The following is a 16,917-nucleotide window of genomic DNA, read 5'->3' on the forward strand; positions in this document are numbered from 1 at the left end:
GGCGCTGTCCTGAGCCGTGGCGTCCTGAGCCGTGGCGCGCCGGGGCGGAGTCCGCGCGCGGTGTGGGCGGCGTGGGAGGGCGGCGCGGATGGGTACGGGCCCGGCCCCTGGCGCGGGGAACCGGGCCCTCGCCCTGTGGTCCTTCTCAGGCCACCGCCGGAAGGGCGGCCTCGGCGCTGGCCGGCAGCCGGATGCCGAAATCGCGCAGGACGGCGGTGGCGGCGCGGCGGGCCGAGTGCAGGGCGCCCTGCACGGTGTTGGCATCGCGGTGGTCGCCGCACACGTACAGCCCGGCCAGCACCCGCACCGGGCGTCGCAGGTCGTAGGGCGGCGGCATCGCGGGCACGGCCTCGGGGGCGTGGTGGACGGCCAGCAGCTCCCAGTCCCGGGTGCCGGTCTCGTACAGCCGGGCGAGGCGCGAGGCGACGGTGCGCACGGGCGGCGGCGGGCCGAGCACGGTCGTGGTGACCAGGCTCCGCCCGGCCGGGGCGCGCGTCGGGTCGACCGCGCTCATCACGGCGGTGTGCGCGACGGGCCAGCGGGGGTCGCCGTCGAGCAGCAGCGAGCCGTCCCAGGGCAGCGGGCCGGGGGTGGCGTGGTGGATGACGGTGACCTCGTGGAAGTCCGGCATCCGCAGCCCCGGCAGCAGTCCGGCGGCGGCCCGCGCCCCCGTGGCCAGGACGAGGGAGCGGCAGCTGAAGTCGCCGTGCTCTTCGGTGGTGACGCGTTGGGTCGCCACGGACGTGACCCGGACCCCGGTGCGGACGGTCCCGGGCGGCAGGGCGGCGGCGAGCAGCCCGGGCAGGGCCGCGGCCCCGCCCTCGGGCACGGCGAGCCGGCCGCGGGCGAAGGTGCGCAGGGCCAGGTCGGCGACGCGGCTGGAGGTGGTGAGCTGCGGGTCGCGCAGCAGGGCGGCGAGCAGCGGCCGCAGGGTGGTGGCGGGGGCCCGGGAGCCGAGGGCGGCCGCGGCCGTGCGCTCGGGCCGGGCCAGCAGGCGTTCGACGGGCAGCGCGGCGAGCCGGCCGAGGTGGGCGCTGAGCCGCGCCTGGTCGAGGGACCGGCTGGCCAGCGCGCGGGCCGGGGTCATGGCCCCGGCCCGCAGCTGCCGGCCGTCGGTGTGGACGAGCACCCCGGGCGCGAAGGGTCGCAGGACGAGGCCGGCGAGGCCGGGGGTCCGGTCGAGCTCCGTGTACGAGGTGTTGAGGAGCTGGCCGACCCGGTCGAGCCGGAAGCCGTCGGTCTGCTCGGTGGCCATCCGGCCGCCGGGGTCCTCGGCCGCCTCCAGGACGGTGACGGTGACCCCTGCCGCGATCAGGTGCTGTGCCGCCGCGAGTCCTGAGACCCCGGCTCCTACGATGACGACGTCCGCATGCTGTGCGGCGTGGTGCGAGCTGCTGAGCACGTGCCCCTCCCCGAGGTCGGCGCGGCTGTGTGGGGATCCTCCTTCCCCCAACGGGCTTCGGGGGAACCCGCCTTGGGCGCGGTATTACGGTCGGATCCGGTCGCATTGCGGTCGCATCCGGGTCACGAACGGTCGCACGGAACGCCTCCGCCGACTGCGGGAGTCGGGCGCCGTGTGCGGCCCGGGCCCTGGCCCCGGGGCGCGGGGACGCCGTCGCACGCAGGACCGGGCACGGTCGCCGACGCGCCGAAGCGGGGAAGGCCGTGGGGCGCGCGGCGTGAGGCACGCGTCCGGGCTCAGGGCTCGGAGCGGGTGACGGCGGCGCGGATCGCGTCCTCGATCCCCGGGTGGCGGAAGACGAAGCCGGACTCCAACAGCCGTGCGGGCCGGGCCCGCTGACTGCCCAGCACGTCCTGGGAGAGCTCCCCGAGGACGAGGCGCAGGACGGGCGCCGGTACGGCCAGCAGCGTCGGCCGGTGCAGGACGCGGCCCATCGCCGCGGTGACCTCGCGGTTGGTCGGCGGCTCGGGCGCGGTGAGGTTCACCGGGCCGGACAGCTGCGGGCTGTCGACGATGTGCCGCAGGGCCGCGACCTCGTCGTGCAGGGAGATGAACGGCCAGTACTGGCGGCCGTCGCCGAGCCGTCCGCCGAGCCCGGCCCGGAAGACCGGGAACATCCGCGCCCAGGCACCGCCCTGGCCGGAGACGACCAGTCCGGTACGGGCGAGCACCGTCCGGACGCCGGCCTCCCGGGCGGGGGCGGCCGCCGCCTCCCACTCGACACACACCTCCGGCAGGAAGCCGCGGCCGGCCGGGGCCGTCTCGTCGACGGTGCGGTCGCCGGCGTCGCCGTAGTAGCCGACGGCGGAGCCGCTGACGAACACCGCGGGCGGCTCGTCGAGCGCGGCCACGGCCCGCGCCATGGCGGCGGTGCCGTTCACCCGGCTGTCTCGGATCTCCCTCTTGTACGCCTCGGTCCAGCGGTGGTCGCCGATCCCGGCCCCGGCCAGGTGGACCACCGCCGCGCAGCCGGCGAGCCCGGCCGGGTCGACGTACCCGCGCCGGGGGTCCCACCGCGCCTCGTCGGGCGCGGTCGGCTCCCGCCGCACGAAGCGGACCACGTCGTGGCCGTCCGCCCGCAGGGACCGTACGAGGGCGCTGCCGATGAGGCCGGTGGACCCGGTGACCGCGATACGCATGGCCCCATGATGCCGGTGCGGCGGCCGCGGGCGGGCGCGAAACCGCCCGGCGGGGGCTGGTGGTTCCGCCGGGCCCGGGGATGGCCGGACCCGGGGGGCGGCCGGCCCGGGAGGCCGGGTCAGGTCGTGCCGATCCAGGTGCCCACCGAGTACGTGACCGCCATCGCGAGCGCGCCGCCCCCGACGTTCCGCAGCACCGCCCGCCGGGCCGGGGCCCCGCCCAGCCGGGCGCTGGTCACGCCGCACAGCGCCAGCGCCGCGATCACGGCCGCCACCGTGACCGGAACCCGCTGGGACGGCCCCGGGAGCAGGATCGCCAGCAGCGGCAGCAGCGCCCCCGCCGTGAACGCGGCCAGGCTGGCGAACGCCGCGTGCCACGGGTTGGCCAGTTCGTCCGGGTTGATACCGAGCTCCACCCGGGCGTGGGCCCGCAGGGCGTCCCGCTCCGTCAGCTGCTCCGCCGCCTCCCGGGCCACGTCCGGGCTCAGGCCGCGGGCGGCCAGCAGCTCCGTCAGCTCGTCGAGCTCCGCCTCCGGCTGCTGCACCAGCTCCCGGCGCTCCAGGTCCAGCGCCGCCCGCTCGGAATCCCGTTGCGAGCTGACCGACACGTACTCCCCCGCCGCCATCGACAGCGCCCCCGCCAGGAGGCCGGCCACCCCCGCCGCCAGGATCGCCGGGCGCGAGGTGGTCGACCCGGCCACCCCCACCACCAGGCCGGCGGTGGAGATGATCCCGTCGTTCGCGCCGAGCACCCCCGCCCGCAGCCAGTTCAGCCGGGTGCTCATGCCCGTACCGTGCTCCTGATCATCGTGCGGGGGTGTCGGAGTCGTGTCCGTCACGGGACCACTGTCCGCGCGGGGACGCCCCGCGGCCACCCGGCGGACCGTCCGGGGTGCGCCGTCCGGACCCCCGTACCAGGGTGGAGGGGTGAGAGGGGTGAGACGCCGACGACGCCAGGAGCCGGGCTGGCTGCGCGGGGAACCGCCGCCGCGCTGGGCCCGGATCGCGCCCGTGGTGGCGCTGGTGGTGCTGGTGCTTGCGCAGCGGCTCACACCCAGCGATGTCGAGCTGGGCTTCTTCCTGGCGGGCCTGCCCCCGGTGGCCGCGTTCGCGTACGGGGCCGCCGGCACCGCCGTCTTCGCCGGGCTGGTGCTCGCGCTGCTCGGGGTGCCGTGGGTCGGCGTCGCGAACCCGCGCGGCACGGACCTGGCCACGGTGGCCGCGGTCGGGCTGCTCAGCGTGGTGATCGCCTGGGTCCGGCGGCGCCGGGACACGCAGCTGGTCAACGTACGCACCGTCGCGGAGGCGGCGCAGCTCGCGGTCCTGCCGCCGGTGCCGGAACGGGTCGGCCCGGTGCGCTGCGCCGGGCTGTACCGGGCGGCGCAGCGCGGCACCCTGGTCGGCGGCGACCTGTACGACGTACGGGCCGGGCCGTACGGGGTGCGGGCCCTGGTCGGGGACGTGCAGGGGCACGGGCTGGCGGCGGTCGGCACGGTCGCGGCGCTGCTCGGCGCGTTCCGCGAGGGGGTCCTGGACGACCCGGAGCTCACGGAGGTCGCCGCCCGGCTGGACCGCAGGCTCCAGGCGGACGCGGCGGAGGCGGTGGGGCCCGTGGGGCCGGTGGGATCGGCCGGTCCGGGCAGCCCGGGCGGCTCGGCCGACCCGGGGCCGGCCCCGGCGGACCCGCCGGATTCGGCGGCCCCGGGTGGCTCGGCGGCCCCGGATGGCTCGGCGGCCCGGGGCGGCTCGGCGGACGCCTCTTTCCGCCTCGGGCATCCGGAGCTGTTCGCGACGGCCCTGCTGCTGGAGTTCCCGCCCGGGCTGGACCTCGTACGGGTCGTCTCGTGCGGGCACCCGCCGGCGCTGCTGCTGCGCGGGCCCGGGGTGTCGGAGGTGGCCGTGGAGCCGGGCCCGCCGCTGGGGCTCGGACTCACCGCCCCGGAGGACACCGCGGTGACGGGCGTCCCGCTGCTGCCCGGCGACCGGCTGCTCGCGTACACGGACGGCGTGACGGAGGCCCGCGACACGTCCGGGTTCTTCTACCCGCTGGCCACCCGCGTCCCGGTGGTGGCGACCCCCGCGCCGACGGATCCGGCCGGGCTGGTCGGCGCCCTGTGGCAGGACCTGGTGGCCTTCACCGGGGGCGGGCCGGGCGACGACGTGGCCCTGCTGGTCCTGTCGCTCGAACGGCGGTTGCAGCCGGATGGGAAGCGTCCCTAGATTCGCGGGGAGTGCACTGTACGTCATCACTCGGGCGTCGACCGCTACGCAAGGTGACCGACGACAGCGGCGCCCGGCAGGTGTCCGCAGTGTGCGCAGTGTCCGCACACCCTCCGACCCCGCCCTCGACCGCCCGTGGGAGTCGCCATGTCCATGCTGCTGATCCGAGGAACGTTCAAGGTGTCCGGGGGCGCCCGGCCGGACGGCGACACCCTCCCCTTCATCCCGGACGACGTGGCCGACTGGAAGCTCGTGCCGGGCTGCACGCGGATCCTGCCCGCCGCGGACGGCCGCGCCCCCGTACGGCTCGAGGCCATCGACGCACTGGAGACCCACTACGGGAGCGGCGGGCAGGAGCAGCACCAGCCGCTCACGTTCGCCCACCGGGCCGCGGACGAGCTGCTGGCCTGGCTCGGCTTCACCCACATCCAGCGCCACGACGACGAAACCGTCACCACCGTCCCCGAACGGGTTCCCGGCTACATCCTCACCCGGGGCACCGACGTCCACGGCCGCTGCGTGGCCCTGGTCGGCCGCCGCGTCCCGCCCGCGTACAGCGGCTACGAGATCGACGTCGACGAACGGCAGCTGAAGGCGACCGCCAACCACCACCTCCTGGCGTCCGGCCTGGCCTACCCCACCTTCTACACCGGCCTGCCCGGCTTCATGCGCGGGGCCTTCTCCGCCGCCGCGCAGGCGGCGAGGGCGGCCTCCACCCCCGAGAAGCGGGGGCTGTGGGCCGAGGACGTGACCCTCACCGGCGCGAAGATCACCGGGATGTCCTCGCTCACGGCCCACAACGGCGCGGTGATCCTCCCGAAGCTGTTCCGCCGCCTGAAGGACTACCTGGAGCTCAACCCCGCGGACCCGTCCCTGGCCTGCCTCCCCGCCTTCCTGGCCGGGGCCGCGGACAAGTACCGCATCCCGCAGCGCCCGAAGCCGCTGGTCGGCCTGCAGCACATCGTGGAGATCAGCGACGGCCACACCGTGCGGATGACCCACCATGCCGAGGAGATCGTCTTCGACGAGAAGTGAGCAGAGGCCGGGGGCGGTCGGCCGGGGCCGGGCGGGTCCTGCCGGTGTGGTCCGCTCCGGCAGGACCCGGGCGAGGGGTCAGCTCGCGTTGCTCACGATGTACGCGCGCACCAGCCTGCACGTCGTGTTCGACGGCCGGTGGATCCCCGTCCGCACGGCCACCGAGCGGATCTTCCGGTTGGTGGCGCGCCGGGCGTCGTACGTACCCGAGTCGAGCAGGGATATCGCCAGCCGCATCGCCTTCAGCCGGCGGTTGTGGCTCTCGTACCACTCCCGGGGAAGCCCCGCGGGCAGCGGCTTCTTCTTGACGGGCCGAAGCGTCTTGGCAGTGGCCATCTACAGCCTCCCAAACGGTAGTTGGCGTCCTGTCGTACTCCCTCGATTTTACCGGGGGGCACTGACAGAAGCCCCTGGCCAGACGGGCTCTGACTAGGCTGGGCGCCATGGAAATCTGGATCAACCCCGCCTGCTCGAAGTGCCGCAGCGCGCTGACGCTGCTCGACGCGGAAGGCGCCGAGTACACGGTGCGCCGCTACCTGGAGGACCTGCCGTCCGAGGCCGAGATCCGCACGGTCCTGGACCGGCTCGGCCTGGAGCCGTGGGACATCGCCCGCACCTCGGACCCCCTCGCGAAGGAGACCGGCGTACGCGACCTCCCGCGCGAGGAGACCGACGAGGCACGGGCCCGCTGGATCGCCCACCTGGCCGCGCACCCGAAGCTCATCCAGCGCCCCATCATCACGGCCGACGACGGCTCGGCGGTGGTGGCCCGCTCGGAGGAGGCAGTCCGCGAGGCCCTGTCGCGACGCGCCTGACCGACCCCGTGGGGCCGGGCCCACCGGCCCGACCGGTCCCGTCGGCTCGGCCGCCTCGCCGGGCGGGGCCTGCGTCAACGGACCCTCGCAGGCCGCGGCCTACCCTCCCCCGTATGACGTCCGACGACACCGACAGCACCCCGCACGGGGGCACCGGGACCGCCGCCGGCCCGGGCGGCGGCGCCGACCTGCACCTCGAGCTCCCCGCGCACGGCGCCCGCCGTACCGTTCTCGCCCAGTCCCTCCGCGAAGCCGTCCGCAGCGGCCGGCTCGCAGGCGGGACCCGGCTGCCGCCCTACCGGGCCCTGGCCGCCGACCTCGGGCTGGCCCGCAACGCGGTCGCCGACGCGTACGCCGAGCTCGTCGCCGAGGGCTGGTTCACCGCCCGGCAGGGCTCCGGCACCCGGGTCGCCGAGGGGGCGGCCACCGCCGGCGCGCCGGCCGTCCCGGCCGCGCCCGCCCCCGAGGGTCCCCGCCACGACCTGCTCCAGGGCAAGCCCGACCCGGCCGCATTCCCGCGGGGCGCCTGGTCCACCAGCGCCCGGCGGGCCCTGGCCCGGGCTCCCGCCGAGGCCTTCGGCCCGGGGGATCCGCGGGGCCGCCCGGAGCTGCGGCGTGCGCTGGCCGCGTATCTGTCCCGGGCGCGGGGCGTGCGTACCGGCCCGGAGAACATCGTCGTCTGCTCCGGCTTCGCGAACGGCCTGCGCCTCCTCGCGTCGCTGCGGCCCCGCGACTGGGCCGTGGAGGAGTACGGGCTCCCGTTCCACCACGGCATCCTCGACGCCGCCGGGGTGCGCCCGCATACCGTCCCGGTGGACGAGGACGGCGCCCGCACCGACCTCGTCCCGGCGCGGGCCCGCACCCTGCTCCTCACCCCGGCCCACCAGTTCCCGACGGGCGCCCGGCTGCTGCCGGCACGGCGGGCGGCGGCCGTGGAATGGGCCCGCGACACGGGCGGGCTGATCGTGGAGGACGACTACGACGGCGAGTTCCGCTACGACCGCAAGCCCGTCGGCGCCGTCCAGGGCCTGGACCCCGGGCACGTGGTCTACGCGGGCTCCCTCAGCAAGTCCCTGTCCCCGGCGATCCGCCTCGGCTGGCTGGTGCTGCCGGATGAGCTGGTCGGGCAGGTACTCGCGGCGAAGGGGCAGCGGGAATCCTGGGCGAGCGCCCTGGACCAGCTGGCGCTGGCCGACTTCATCGACTGCGGTGCGTACGACCGCCACATCCGGCGCATGCGCCAGCGCTACCGCGCCCGCCGCGACCGGCTCGCCGAGGCCCTGGCCTCCCGGGTGCCGGAGGTCCGGGTGACCGGCATCTCGGCGGGGCTGCACGCCGTGGTGGGCCTCCCGCCGGGGACGGAGCAGGCCGCCCTGGCGGCGGCCCGCACCGCGGGCCTCTCCCTGGACGGCCTGTCGGCCTACCACCACCCGGCGGCCCCGCCCCCGCCCCGCGAAGGCCTGGTGGTCGGCTACGCCGCACCCCCGGAAGCCGCCTTCGGCAGGGCGGTGGAGGCACTGGCGGGGGTGGTGAGGGGGGTGCTGGGGTAAGGGGGGTGACGGATCGACGGGGATGGTGCGGCGTGGTCGACGGGGCCGTTGAAGCGCTCGTTGCGGCTCGGGCCACCGCCTGTTGCGGTGTGAGGTTGGAGACCGGTCTCAGCGTTGGCGGCGGGCCTGGGAGGAACTGCCGCCCTCATCCCCTCCGCACGCGCCGACCTCGTAGGCTGTAGACCCGACAGAAGGGACATAGTGCGACAAAAGGACGGAGCTGTCTTGACCGCCCACCACCACGACCACCCCGCCCAACCCCATGGCCCCCAGGGCCCGCACGACCCCCGTCCCACCCGCACCACGCCCCTCCAGGGGGCCGACTGGATGTTCTGCGGGGTGTACGGGACCGTGCTTGCGGCCGGGCTGTTGGCCGCGCTCGACGAGAAGGGCGCCGAGTACACCCCGTTCCAGGACGCCGGCTGGGTCTTCGTCACCGCCGCCGCGGCGGCCCTCGCGCACGGGTACGCGCACCACATGGCCGGCCACCAACCCGGCTCCGCCGGACACCGGTGGCGCATGCTGGTGCGGGAGGTGCTGCACGAGTGGCCGCTGATCGCGGCGACGCTCCCGACCGTCGCCCTCCTCGTCCTCGCCGGGTTCGCCCACTGGCAGGCCCCCGTGGTGACCGCCGTGGGCCTCTGCGTGAACACGGCGCTGCTGTTCGGCTGGGGCTCCTTCGTGGCGCGGCGGGTGGGCTACGGGCTCGGCGCCTCGCTCCGGATCGGGGCAGCGGACTCCGCGATCGGGGTGGTCATCATCGCGGCCAACGCCGTGATCAAATAAGTCACCTTCAGACCGGCGGTTTCGATCCGGACCGTAGTGAGGAACGGGCCACCCAGGCGGACCTCGGCCGGCACGCGCCGAAGCCGATCGACGTGAAGGTCACCGAGTCCGGCATCGAGGCGCCGGAGTCCGCGCCGGCCGGCCTGGTGACCTTCCGGGTCAGCACCGACGACCCGGACGGGAACCACTTCCTCCAGGCCTTCCGGCCGCGCCCCGGCGTGACCGTGGACCAGGTGCTGGCGGACCTCGCCAAGGCCGTGAGCCGCCAGCCGGCCCCCACGGCCGAGGGCATCTCGGCGGGGCCCAGGTCACGGCATCGGTGCCGGAGACGTTACCCCCCACCCCGGCTCCCGGCCTCCACAGCCTGGCCGGAGTCTGGGACGGGGCCGGGGCCGCAACCCGCGCTCACACCGCCAGTTGCCCCTCCGCCTCCGCCAGGATCTCCGTCAGCCGGACCGCGAACCGCGCGTCGCGCGGGTCCGGTACGCCGGTCCGGTCTGCGGTGAGCAGCGCGTCCAGGGCGCGCCCGTACGCGCCGGGCACGTCGGTCCAGTTGGGCAGTGAGAAGACCCCCTCGGCGCCGCGCACCTCCAGCCCGACCCCGGCCGCGGCGACGGGCGCGCCGAGGCTGAGCACGGCGGTGCTCGCCGCGCCCGAGGTGTGGCGCAGGGCCAGCTGGACGACGTCGGAGGGCCCGCGGGCGGCGGTGACGGCGGTGACGTCGCCCAGGACCGGGATCAGGACGGACAGGGCGTGGGGGCCGACGTCCCACAGCCCGCCCTTGGCCTTGCGCCAGGGCGAGTCGGCGTACGCGCTGGGGGTGCCGTCGGGCGGGAAGACGGCGCCGAGCCAGTGGGCGGCGGCGGTGAACCAGCCGGTGCGGCCGGACTGTTCCTCGACCCAGCCCGCGGCGGGTTCGGCGAAGCGGAGGGTGAGGAAGACGACGGAGGCGACGCCGTGCCGGTCGGCGGCTTCGGCGACGGCGCGGGCGTCCTCGACGGTCGTGGCGACGGGTTTGTCGAGCAGCAGCCCGCAGCCGGCCGCGGCGGCGCGTACGGCGAGGGGGGCCTGTACGTCGGGCGGGAGGGCGAAGGCGGCGACGTCGCAGTCGGCGAAGAGGGCGTCGGGGTCGTCGTAGACCTTCACGCCGTACTGGTCGGCCAGCCCGGCGGCGGCTTCGGGCCGGCGGCCCCAGACACCGGCGAAGTCGGAGCCGGCGTGGGCGGCGAGGGCGGGGGCGTGGGTGCGGTGCGCCCAGGGGCCGGTGCCGAGGAGCCCCACCCGGGGCCTGGCGGCGGCGGGCGGACGAGGGGATTCCGCGGGGTCGCCTGCGGGGGTCGAATCGCACGAACTGCTCACCCGCCCAGTCTGCCGCACCCGGACCGGCAGGCCGAGAGCAACCCGCACAAGCCACCCGACCTGCGGTGCAAACCCCGGTAACACGGGGTTCACACATGGGCAACGGCAGAGAAATCGCCACCGGGCACGCTGCGGTCTACACCGCACACGCACACCGCAGCACCCGCAGAGTCTGCGCCGGAGCGACGCACCGTAAGGATGGGGCCCGTGAGCTACAAGGCTGAGTACATCTGGATCGACGGCACCGAGCCGACGGCCAAGCTGCGCTCCAAGACGAAGATCCTCGCCGACGGCGCCGAGCTGCCGATCTGGGGCTTCGACGGATCGAGCACCAACCAGGCCGAGGGCCACGCGTCCGACCGGGTCCTGCAGCCGGTGTTCTCCTGCCCGGACCCGATCCGCGGCGGGAACAACGTCCTCGTGCTGTGCGAGGTCCTGAACATCGACATGACCCCGCACGAGTCCAACACCCGCGCGCTGCTCCGCCCGGTCGCCGAGAAGTTCGCCGCCCAGGAGGCGATCTTCGGCATCGAGCAGGAGTACACCTTCTTCGACGGCCAGCGCCCGCTGGGCTTCCCGGTCGGCGGGTTCCCGGCCGCGCAGGGCGGCTACTACTGCGGTGTCGGTTCGGACGAGATTTTCGGCCGCGAGATCGTGGAGAAGCACCTCGACCACTGCCTGGCGGCGGGCCTGGACATCTCCGGCATCAACGCCGAGGTCATGCCCGGCCAGTGGGAGTTCCAGGTGGGCCCGCTCGGTCCGCTGGAGGTCGCGGACCAGCTGTGGGTCGCGCGCTGGCTGCTGTACCGCACCGCGGAGGACTTCAACGTCTCCGCGACGCTGAACCCGAAGCCGGTGAAGGGCGACTGGAACGGCGCCGGTGCGCACACCAACTTCTCCACGAAGGCGATGCGCGAGGACTACCGCGCGATCATCGCGGCGTGCGAGGCCCTGGGTGAGGGCAGCAAGCCGCTGGACCACGTCAAGAACTACGGCGCGGGCATCGACGAGCGTCTGACGGGTCTGCACGAGACCGCCCCGTGGAACGAGTTCAGCTACGGCGTCTCCGACCGCGGCGCGTCGGTCCGCATCCCGTGGCAGGTGGAGAAGGACGGCAAGGGCTACATCGAGGACCGCCGCCCGAACGCCAACGTGGACCCGTACGTCGTGACCCGCCTGATCACGGACACCTGCTGCACCGGCCTGGAGAAGGCCGGCCTGGTCTGAGGCGGTTCCGAGCGAACCGGCCCCGGAGCCCCGTGTGGGGCGGGGCGCGCGCCCGCCCTGCCCCGCACGGCACGAACACCCGCATGCCCCCGTCGGGCCCGTCCTCCGGCCCGGCGGGGGCATGCGGGTGTTCGGGTGGGGTGGATGTCCGCCATGCAATACGGATCGGCCGGTCGGACTGCCGGCGGCCATCGCCGACATGACGGTTTGTCCGTTCTGCGACGGCCTTGACCAAGCCTTGATCACTGAATTTGAGATTCCGCTCCATCTGCCGAGACGGAACCTGCCCGAGCCGAGGGCATCTGCTTCAATGGGCGCATGGCCAGCCACTCGCACACCTCGACCGGTCGCAGCGACCTCGAGCCGTTCTGGCCTTCCCGTCAGGATCACGATTTCGACCGGGTGTGTTGCCGCGCGATGAACGCGCCGGCCCTCTAAAGCCTTCCGGGATCGACCACCACACCTCCCCCGAGGCCTTCGGTCTGCGCGGTGCAACGAGGACGTACGTACCACCTGTGCACGCACGTCTCCTGCCGACCACTTCGCGTGAAAGAGCTGACCACTCATGTCCCAGACCCGCTCCCTGACGTCCGCCGGCTCCGCTGCGACCGCCCCGCTCCCCTTCCCCTCTCCCTCCCCCTCCCCTTCCGGCCCGCGGCACCGGTTGCGGGCCGTGGCTCCGGACGAGGTCGCCCGCGTGGCCGACCTGCTGCCGCCCGGCGCCACCTGGCTGCCCGCGCCGCAGCACGCGCTGCCCGTTCTGCCGGGCCGGCCGCCGATGGTCGGCTACCTGGTCCTCGTACCGGCCGACCAGCAGCCGCCGCTCTCCTTCGCCCCGCAGGCCGCCCCCGCCCCGGCCCCCGCCTCCCCGACCGCCCTCGGGGACGGCCTCGTCCGCATCGACACGGCGCAGCGCACCGCCGAGGTCGACGGCCGCGTACTGGACCTCACCTACCTGGAGTTCGAGCTGCTGGCGCACCTGGTCGCGCACCCGCACCGGGTGCACACCCGGGACCAGCTGGTGACCACGGTCTGGGGCTACGGCCACGTCGGCGACGGCCGGACCGTGGACGTGCACGTCGCCCGGCTGCGCCGCAAGCTGGGCACGGCCCACCGGGGTGCGATCCAGACGGTCCGCCGGGTGGGCTACAAGTACGCCCCCTGAGCACGACGGTGGGCCCGTACTCCCCCCTGCGGAATACGGGCCCACCGGGCTCTTCAGAGCCGGGGCCGGGCGGTCGGCCGGTCAGCCCGGCCGGCCGGCCACCGGTCGGCCGCCGGTCACCCGGCCGTCTTGGCGCGGCGCACCGCGACCGCCCCCAGCAGCATGTCGACCGCGAGGAACGCCACGAGGCTCATGCCGAGCAGCGGTACGAACCACCCGACCACCGCGGTCACCGCCGCGAGCGGCAGCAGCATGCCCACCGGCGCCTTCCGCCAGGCACCGCGCGGCTGGGGGCGGCCGACGGACAGCGCGCGGTCCTTGGTGGGCCGGCGCAGCCACCACATCCGGTAGCCCCAGAAGATCAGGAACATCAGCGCGACGGCGAGCGCGGCCAGCGCGATCTGGTTGGCGAGCCCGAAGGTCAGGCCCATGTGCAGGTCGATGCCGAACCGGGTCAGCTTGGCGAGGACGGGGTAGTCGGAGAAGTACAGGACGTCGATGACCCTGCCGTCGGCAGGGTTGACGGCGACGGTGTCCAGGTTGACCGGGAACTCCCTGTCCTTCTCCTTGACCACGTACCCCTTGCCCTTGGCGGGGAGCGTCACCTGGAGGTTCTCGGTGGCGCCCGCGGCGCGGGCGGCGGCCACGGCCTTGTCGATGCCGATGTCGGCGGTGGCCGGCGCCGGGGGCATCGCCATGTCCTCGGTCATGACGTGGCCGGCGTGCTCGCCGCCACCGCCGCCCGCGCCCGAGCCCCCGCCCGGGGTGAGTGCGGCGGAGACCGTCGGGGTGGCGCCGCCGAGGCGGTCCTGGAGCTGCCCGATGTTCTCGCCCGCGTACGTCGACCAGGTCAGGCCGGTGACGGAGAGGGCGACGAGCCCGGTCACGGCCCAGAGGCCGACGGCCCCGTGCCAGGAGAGGGTCTTGCGGCGGCCGGTGGCCTTGCGGTCGGGCAGGACGATCTGTGCCTTGCGGGAGCGGCGGCGGCCGATCCACAGGGCGAGCCCGCCGAGGGCGACCACCCACAGCCAGCTCGCGGCGAGTTCGCTGTAGTTCCGGCCGAACTCGCCCAGCTGGAGGCTGGAGTGGAACTCGCTGAGCCAGGCGCGCAGCGGCAGCGCGTCACCGGAGGTGGTCAGCACTCCGTTGACGTGGGCCGTATACGGGTCGACGAAGGCGGTGCGGGTCTGGCCCTCGGCAAGCCCCGGAGCCTCCATGATCACGCGGGTGGTCGCCTCGGCGTCGGGCGCGGGCCAGACGGCGACGACCGTGCCGCCGGGCTCGGCGGCCTTGGCGGCCGAGACCTGGGTGCTGAGCGGCACCGTGCTCTCGCCAACCTGGTCGACGGTCAGCTCCTGGGCGTAAATGATCTTCTCGGCCTGCCAGGAGCCGGCGTAGAGGAGCCCGGTGGCGGCGGCGAGGAACATGAGCGGGGCGATCAGGATGCCCGCGTAGAAGTGCATGCGCAGGAGCAGCGGCCGCAGTGCGGCCCAGGTGCCGGGCTTCGTGGAGGTGCCCCCGGTGGCTTCGGGCGCGGAGCCCGCTCCGGTGGCTTCGGCTGATCCGGCGGCGTCGGCCGCTTCGGTGATGGTGGCGGTGTCCCGGGTGCGGGCGCCTTGGGCCTCGTCAAGAGACATGGTCGTCCTAGGTGTTGGCGAAGACATGGATGGACCGGCCCCGGGTCTCGCCGCCTGCCCCGCCGGGACGGCGGGACGGAAGATGCGCTGGTCAGGCGCAGGCAGGACGGCCGGGGGCCGTGGTGTGGAGGCTTCGCGGACGGGGCGGGCCGCGGCGCACGAGGGCGTGGTCGTGCACGGCCCCGCGCAGCCTGCGCGGGGGTGCGTACGAGGGCCGCTGGACGGGAGGGCGCGGCACGAGGACGGCACCGGCCCGCACCAGCGCGAGCGCGCGGGCTAGCGGGCGGGCCGCCAGCAGGGCGGTGGCGCCGAGGGCGGCGGAGAGCCGGAAGACGGCGGCCTCGCCCCAGGCGAGCCAGGCGGCGCAGAGCAGCCCGGCGAGGACGTGGGCGACGATCATGCCCGTGCCCGTGCCCATGCCGAGGACGCCGGTTCCAGCCATCGCGGCCAGGCCGGCCGGCCCGTCGGGGCCGCCCGTCGCACCGGCCATGCCGGCGACGTCGGCCGCACTGGCCGCACTGGCCGCGTCCACCCCGCTCAGCGCCGCTTCGACGCGGTGGTGCCCGGACATCGGCTCGAGCAGGTGCCGTACGGCGTGATGGGCGGCGTGCCCGGAGAGATCCTGGGCCCGGCCGTCGCCCCCGCCCCCGGCCCGGCTCCCGGAGAAGACCAGGTGAAGGACCCCCTGCACGGCGAGTACCGCCGCGCCGATCCCCACCGGCCCCCGGCGCCGCCCCGCGGCGAGCCAGGCGAGGCCGCCGGTCAGGGCGAAGGCGCCCAGCAGGCCCGGCGGCGGGATGTCGGTGCCGGACATGTGGGCGTGCCCCGCAGCGCCCAAGGCGGTGCACACCGCCGCGAACATCGCGGCTCGTGCGGCGCGTATCGGCGCGGGGCTTTCTGACATGGCCAGAACATGCTCCCACAACCCCCGGCGCGGCGCGCCGGAGGGTGGTGTCCGATCATGGTCGGGTGAATCCGATGCCATGGCCGCCGATAGCCGGCGCACTGTACGCGGGCGGGGTCCAGCTCGGGGCGCACGCCCTGGAGCGGCTGGGTCCGGCCGAGCGCGAGCAGGTGCTGCGGGGCTGCTCGACGAACGTCGACAACCTCTCCTCCGGGCGCTGGGAGACGCTGCTGAGCAGCGCTCTTGTCGTCGAGGAGCCCATGCCGCTGCCGTACGCGCTGCTGCTGGTCGCCGTCCTCGGGTACGCGGAGTACGCGTACGGGGTGTGGTGGGCGGCCGCGGTGTTCCTGTTCGGGCACGTCACGGCGACCCTCCTGGTCTACGGGGTGCTGCGCGGGCGGGCCGGTCCGCAGACCCGGCGGGCCCTGGACGTGGGCACGAGCTATGGCTTCAACGCCGTGCTCGGGGCGCTGACCTCGGCGCTTCCGCGCGGACGGGCCCGTACGGCCGCACGGGCCGGGCTGCTGGCCGTGGCCGCGCAGCCGCTGCTGCGGCGGGGGCGGACCTTCACGGACGCGGGGCACCTGGTGGCCCTGGGGGTCGGCGTCGGGGTCTCGCTCGCCTTCGATTACCTATCCGGGACGAAACGTCTGAAAATCGGATGACTCGGAAACGATGACTCGGGAACCCGGACCACCTCTTCGCGCCACGCGCGCCCGCCGACCGATGGAGCCGCCACGATGACCGCCACCGTCACCCCGTCCACCACCGTCGCCAACCTCCGCGACCTCGGCGGTACGCCCCTCGCCGGCGGCCGCACCGTCCGCCACGGCCTGGCCCTGCGCTCGGGCCAGCTCGACCGGCTCGACATCGACGCCGATCCGGTCGTGGCCGCCCTGGGCCTGCGCACGGTCATCGACTTCCGCACCGGCGCCGAGCGCGCCGACCACCCGGACCGCATACCCGGGGGCGTGCGCCACCTGATCGGCGACGTCCTCGCGGACAAGCTCGACTCCGGGGAGGCGCCTGCCGCCACGCAGCTCAAGGACCTGCTCTCGGACCCGGCGGTGGCGGAGGAGCACCTGGGCGGCGGCAAGGTCCAGGCCCTGTTCGCCGATACGTACCGGGCGTTCGTGAACACCGCGTCGGCTCAGGCCGCGTACCGGATGCTGCTCCACGAGCTCGCCGACCCCGAGGCGGGCCCGGTCCTGTTCCACTGCACGGCGGGCAAGGACCGCACCGGCTGGGGTGCGACGATCGTCCTGGCGCTGCTCGGCGCGGACGACGACACCCTGATGGCCGAGTACCTGTCGGTGAATCCGGCGGTCAAGCAGGCCTTCGCGCGGATGATCGAGGGCTTCACGATGGCCGGCGGCAACCCGGACATCGCGCTGGCGCTGATCGGGGTGTTCCCCGAGTACCTGGAGGCGGCGCTGGACGAGGTCGGCACGCGGTACGGCTCGATGGAGAAGTACGTGCGCGAGGGGCTCGGCGTGTCCGACGAGACGGTCGAGTCCCTGCGCACCCGCCTGACGGCCTGACGGCCCGGCCGCCCGCCCTCCCCGGGCCCCGGCACACCGGAATTCGACCCGAACGTGTGACCTGGAGGCGGTGACCA

The 16,917-nt window shown here is 75.1% G+C and carries 16 protein-coding genes; 9 read left to right on the plus strand and 7 right to left on the minus strand.

All coding sequences use genetic code 11. From position 1 onward, the window contains the following. Nucleotides 1-145 precede the first annotated feature (145 nt). The 3 genes from AC068A_RS22320 to AC068A_RS22330 form a co-directional block, all read right to left on the minus strand. Nucleotides 146-1,402, minus strand: coding sequence for an NAD(P)/FAD-dependent oxidoreductase (locus tag AC068A_RS22320; RefSeq protein ID WP_478587409.1), 1,257 nt, complete (start codon nt 1,400-1,402; stop codon nt 146-148). 296 nt (nt 1,403-1,698) lie between these two features. Continuing rightward, the gene (locus AC068A_RS22325) at nt 1,699-2,601 is read right to left on the minus strand and encodes a TIGR01777 family oxidoreductase (RefSeq protein WP_478587411.1); all 903 of its coding nucleotides are present in this window, start codon (nt 2,599-2,601) and stop codon (nt 1,699-1,701) included. Between the two features lie 119 nt (nt 2,602-2,720). Beyond that, nucleotides 2,721-3,386, minus strand: a complete 666-nt coding sequence (locus AC068A_RS22330; RefSeq protein WP_478587413.1) for a VIT1/CCC1 transporter family protein — start codon at nt 3,384-3,386, stop codon at nt 2,721-2,723. 151 nt (nt 3,387-3,537) lie between these two features. Here AC068A_RS22330 and AC068A_RS22335 point away from each other — a divergent pair, with 151 nt between their 5' ends. Beyond that, nucleotides 3,538-4,821, plus strand: a complete 1,284-nt coding sequence (locus AC068A_RS22335) for a PP2C family protein-serine/threonine phosphatase (protein WP_478587415.1) — start codon at nt 3,538-3,540, stop codon at nt 4,819-4,821. A 147-nt stretch (nt 4,822-4,968) separates the two neighbouring features. Continuing rightward, entirely contained in the window at nt 4,969-5,856 is an 888-nt protein-coding gene (locus tag AC068A_RS22340; RefSeq protein WP_478587417.1) for a nuclease, read from the plus strand. A 78-nt stretch (nt 5,857-5,934) separates the two neighbouring features. On the opposite strand, the gene AC068A_RS22345 is transcribed toward AC068A_RS22340, so the two are convergent. Then, nucleotides 5,935-6,192 (minus strand): hypothetical protein, encoded by a 258-nt coding sequence (locus AC068A_RS22345; RefSeq protein WP_360639249.1) that lies wholly within the window; start codon nt 6,190-6,192, stop codon nt 5,935-5,937. A gap of 107 nt (nt 6,193-6,299) precedes the next feature. Here AC068A_RS22345 and AC068A_RS22350 point away from each other — a divergent pair, with 107 nt between their 5' ends. The 3 genes from AC068A_RS22350 (at nt 6,300) to AC068A_RS22360 (ending at nt 9,007) form a co-directional block, all read left to right on the plus strand. After that, nucleotides 6,300-6,671 carry an ArsC/Spx/MgsR family protein gene (locus tag AC068A_RS22350; protein ID WP_478587419.1) on the plus strand — a complete coding sequence of 124 codons (372 nt, stop codon included), beginning with the start codon at nt 6,300-6,302 and terminating at the stop codon, nt 6,669-6,671. Nucleotides 6,672-6,784: 113 nt separating this feature from the next. Next, nucleotides 6,785-8,221: a MocR-like pyridoxine biosynthesis transcription factor PdxR gene (gene pdxR, locus AC068A_RS22355; protein ID WP_478587421.1), complete on the plus strand. Its 1,437-nt coding sequence runs from the start codon at nt 6,785-6,787 to the stop codon at nt 8,219-8,221. A 225-nt stretch (nt 8,222-8,446) separates the two neighbouring features. Further along, nucleotides 8,447-9,007 (plus strand): hypothetical protein, encoded by a 561-nt coding sequence (locus tag AC068A_RS22360; RefSeq protein WP_478587423.1) that lies wholly within the window; start codon nt 8,447-8,449, stop codon nt 9,005-9,007. A gap of 405 nt (nt 9,008-9,412) precedes the next feature. Here AC068A_RS22360 and AC068A_RS22365 read toward each other — a convergent pair whose 3' ends face one another. After that, a complete protein-coding gene (locus tag AC068A_RS22365) occupies nt 9,413-10,366 on the minus strand; it encodes a Gfo/Idh/MocA family protein (RefSeq protein ID WP_478587425.1) in 954 nt (317 codons plus the stop codon). 207 nt (nt 10,367-10,573) lie between these two features. Here AC068A_RS22365 and glnII point away from each other — a divergent pair, with 207 nt between their 5' ends. Both glnII and AC068A_RS22375 read left to right on the plus strand, forming a co-directional pair. Beyond that, on the plus strand, nt 10,574-11,593 hold the full coding sequence (gene glnII / locus AC068A_RS22370) for a glutamine synthetase (protein ID WP_478587426.1): 1,020 nt from the start codon (nt 10,574-10,576) through the stop codon (nt 11,591-11,593). Between the two features lie 565 nt (nt 11,594-12,158). Continuing rightward, nucleotides 12,159-12,758, plus strand: coding sequence for a winged helix-turn-helix domain-containing protein (locus AC068A_RS22375; RefSeq protein ID WP_478587428.1), 600 nt, complete (start codon nt 12,159-12,161; stop codon nt 12,756-12,758). Between the two features lie 116 nt (nt 12,759-12,874). On the opposite strand, the gene AC068A_RS22380 is transcribed toward AC068A_RS22375, so the two are convergent. Further along, nucleotides 12,875-14,395 carry a PepSY-associated TM helix domain-containing protein gene (locus AC068A_RS22380; RefSeq protein WP_478587430.1) on the minus strand — a complete coding sequence of 507 codons (1,521 nt, stop codon included), beginning with the start codon at nt 14,393-14,395 and terminating at the stop codon, nt 12,875-12,877. 91 nt (nt 14,396-14,486) lie between these two features. After that, entirely contained in the window at nt 14,487-15,299 is an 813-nt protein-coding gene (locus AC068A_RS22385) for a hypothetical protein (protein WP_478587432.1), read from the minus strand. Nucleotides 15,300-15,373: 74 nt separating this feature from the next. On the opposite strand from AC068A_RS22385, the gene AC068A_RS22390 reads away from it, so the two are divergent. Together AC068A_RS22390 and AC068A_RS22395 are read left to right on the plus strand one after the other, a co-directional pair. Beyond that, nucleotides 15,374-15,964 carry a rhomboid-like protein gene (locus AC068A_RS22390; RefSeq protein WP_478587459.1) on the plus strand — a complete coding sequence of 197 codons (591 nt, stop codon included), beginning with the start codon at nt 15,374-15,376 and terminating at the stop codon, nt 15,962-15,964. A gap of 75 nt (nt 15,965-16,039) precedes the next feature. After that, complete coding sequence (locus AC068A_RS22395) at nt 16,040-16,840, plus strand: tyrosine-protein phosphatase (RefSeq protein ID WP_478587434.1); 801 nt, start codon at nt 16,040-16,042, stop codon at nt 16,838-16,840. Nucleotides 16,841-16,917 lie beyond the last annotated feature (77 nt).

The organism is Streptomyces sp. NPDC043854 (genome assembly GCF_056436005.1).

What these genes read in the sequence shown, in the direction of transcription:
- AC068A_RS22325 (WP_478587411.1), bottom strand. Translation starts at nt 2,601, where the DNA reads ATGCGTATCGCGGTCACCGGGTCCACCGGCCTCATCGGCAGCGCCCTC.
- AC068A_RS22350 (WP_478587419.1), top strand. Translation starts at nt 6,300, where the DNA reads ATGGAAATCTGGATCAACCCCGCCTGCTCGAAGTGCCGCAGCGCGCTG.
- AC068A_RS22330 (WP_478587413.1), bottom strand. Translation starts at nt 3,386, where the DNA reads ATGAGCACCCGGCTGAACTGGCTGCGGGCGGGGGTGCTCGGCGCGAAC.
- AC068A_RS22375 (WP_478587428.1), top strand. Translation starts at nt 12,159, where the DNA reads ATGTCCCAGACCCGCTCCCTGACGTCCGCCGGCTCCGCTGCGACCGCC.
- AC068A_RS22345 (WP_360639249.1), bottom strand. Translation starts at nt 6,192, where the DNA reads ATGGCCACTGCCAAGACGCTTCGGCCCGTCAAGAAGAAGCCGCTGCCC.
- AC068A_RS22385 (WP_478587432.1), bottom strand. Translation starts at nt 15,299, where the DNA reads ATGTCAGAAAGCCCCGCGCCGATACGCGCCGCACGAGCCGCGATGTTC.
- AC068A_RS22340 (WP_478587417.1), top strand. Translation starts at nt 4,969, where the DNA reads ATGTCCATGCTGCTGATCCGAGGAACGTTCAAGGTGTCCGGGGGCGCC.
- AC068A_RS22380 (WP_478587430.1), bottom strand. Translation starts at nt 14,395, where the DNA reads ATGTCTCTTGACGAGGCCCAAGGCGCCCGCACCCGGGACACCGCCACC.
- AC068A_RS22390 (WP_478587459.1), top strand. Translation starts at nt 15,374, where the DNA reads ATGCCATGGCCGCCGATAGCCGGCGCACTGTACGCGGGCGGGGTCCAG.
- AC068A_RS22395 (WP_478587434.1), top strand. Translation starts at nt 16,040, where the DNA reads ATGACCGCCACCGTCACCCCGTCCACCACCGTCGCCAACCTCCGCGAC.
- pdxR (WP_478587421.1), top strand. Translation starts at nt 6,785, where the DNA reads ATGACGTCCGACGACACCGACAGCACCCCGCACGGGGGCACCGGGACC.